This window comes from Planktosalinus sp. (genome assembly GCF_059864935.1).
This window is the reverse complement of sequence record NZ_JCBCCK010000350.1, coordinates 1-2,058: the sequence shown is the minus strand read 5'-3', so window position 1 is coordinate 2,058 and position 2,058 is coordinate 1. Positions and strand designations below refer to the sequence as shown.

The following is a 2,058-nucleotide window of genomic DNA, read 5'->3' as shown; positions in this document are numbered from 1 at the left end:
TTTGCGATTTGTTTTTATTTGGTGAGCTTTTCAATATACTTGATTTGGCATCAATAAAATTTCTGTACTTCTAACTTCTCATATCTAACTTCTCACTTAAAATTCCTTTTACTTATCTTTGCGCAAACAGCAAATTCTATGAATTATTTCTCATCCAATTTCACTTTAGGCATCCTTGGCGGTGGTCAATTGGGCAAAATGCTGCTCTATGAAACCCGAAAATATGACATCACCACCAAAGTGCTCGATCCCAGTGATGAAGCACCTTGCAAAATAGCCTGCAACACTTTTGTTCAAGGCGATTTGATGGATTTTGACACGGTTTATGATTTCGGAAAAGATGTGGATGTCCTCACTTTTGAAATTGAAGGTGTGAATGTTGAAGCTTTGGAGAAACTGGAAAGCGAGGGCTTAAAAGTATATCCATCGTCAAAAACCCTGAGAAACATTCAAAGCAAAGCGGTTCAAAAACAATTTTATAAAGACCACTTGATTCCAACGTCGCCATTTATCATATTCAAAGACAAATACAGCTTGCAAGAAGCTCTGATGCGCCAAGAGTTGCATTACCCTTTTGTATGGAAAAGTGCTACCGGCGGTTATGACGGAAAAGGTGTGAGCATTATCCGTGATGCTGAAGATTTGATTCCGCTTCCGGAAGGCGAGTGCATAGCTGAAAAGCTCATTCCGTTTAAAAATGAACTGGCGGTGATTGTGGCGCGCGCTGTTTCGGGCGAAATCAAAACCTATCCCGTGGTGGAAATGGAATTTCACCCCACTGCCAATCAGGTGGAATATGTGATTTGCCCCGCCCGTATTGATTCCGCTGTCGCGGAAAAAGCCCGGGAAGTGGCCATGAAAGTCTCCAAAGCAATGAAACACGTGGGCTTGCTCGCCGTAGAACTCTTCCAAACCGAAGACGACGACATCATCGTTAACGAAGTAGCCCCCAGACCCCACAACAGCGGACACTACAGCATTGAAGCCAGTTATACCAATCAGTTTGAGCAGCATCTCAGGGCCATTTTAGATTTACCATTGGGCAATACTGACAGCAAAGTCGCCGGAATTATGGTCAACTTAGTAGGTGCTGAAGGCCACACCGGACAGGTGGTTTATAAAAACATCGAAAAAATCATGGCCATGCCGGGCGTAACACCACACATTTACGGCAAAAAAGAAACCCGCCCTTTTAGAAAAATGGGACACGTTACTATTGTGAATGAAGACATCGCTGAAGCGAGAAAGATTGCTGAGGAGGTGAAGAACGCTATTCAAGTGACAAGCCTCCCCAACCCCTCCAATGGAGGGGCTTAGTAAAATCATTATTTAAAAGACTATTTCGTTGAAAAAACCTATTTTTGTTTAATAAGAAACCTAAAAATCCCTATTTATCAGATTAAAGGTTATTGTTTAATTTAAAAAAAACACCCCGTAAAATTCCCCCTTTGGGGGTTAGGGGGCTGATTATGAAAGTAGCCATCGTCATGGGAAGCGACAGCGACCTGCCGGTAATGCAAGAAGCCGTTGATATTTTAAAAGGATTTGACATCGAAGTGGAAGTTGACATTGTCTCTGCCCACCGCACCCCAGAAAAACTGGTCGATTTCAGTACTAACGCCCACAAGCGTGGCATTTCGGTTATTATTGCCGGAGCAGGCGGTGCTGCACACCTTCCGGGAATGGTGGCTGCTATGAGTCCGTTACCGGTGATTGGTGTTCCCGTAAAATCCAGCAATTCTATTGATGGCTGGGATTCCATACTATCAATTCTACAAATGCCGGGTGGCGTGCCGGTTGCAACTGTTGCGCTCAATGGCGCAAAAAACGCAGGTATTCTCGCCGCTCAAATTATTGGCAGTACTGATAAATGTGTCCTCGATAAAATCTTAGCCTACAAGGAAGGATTGAAATTAGCGGTGTTGGAAAAGGCTAAGAAGCTAAAAAAATAACCTGTAACATATCCTTTCCTTTTTCGTCATCTTTGTTGTAAACCAACAACCATCAATGATGAAATTCTTGAAATCACTTTCAGCAGTATTACTTTTAGTATTAACT

Annotated in this window: 2 protein-coding genes; both read left to right on the top strand. The window is 42.8% G+C overall.

Annotated elements, in window-relative coordinates:
• Positions 1 to 138: 138 nt before the first annotated feature.
• Positions 139 to 1,317, top strand: coding sequence for a 5-(carboxyamino)imidazole ribonucleotide synthase (gene purK / locus AC6F75_RS11120; protein WP_500715089.1), 1,179 nt, complete (start codon positions 139 to 141; stop codon positions 1,315 to 1,317).
• Positions 1,318 to 1,466: 149 nt separating this feature from the next.
• Positions 1,467 to 1,952 (top strand): 5-(carboxyamino)imidazole ribonucleotide mutase, encoded by a 486-nt coding sequence (gene purE, locus AC6F75_RS11115; RefSeq protein WP_500715090.1) that lies wholly within the window; start codon positions 1,467 to 1,469, stop codon positions 1,950 to 1,952.
• The last annotated feature ends 106 nt before the right edge of the window (positions 1,953 to 2,058 follow it).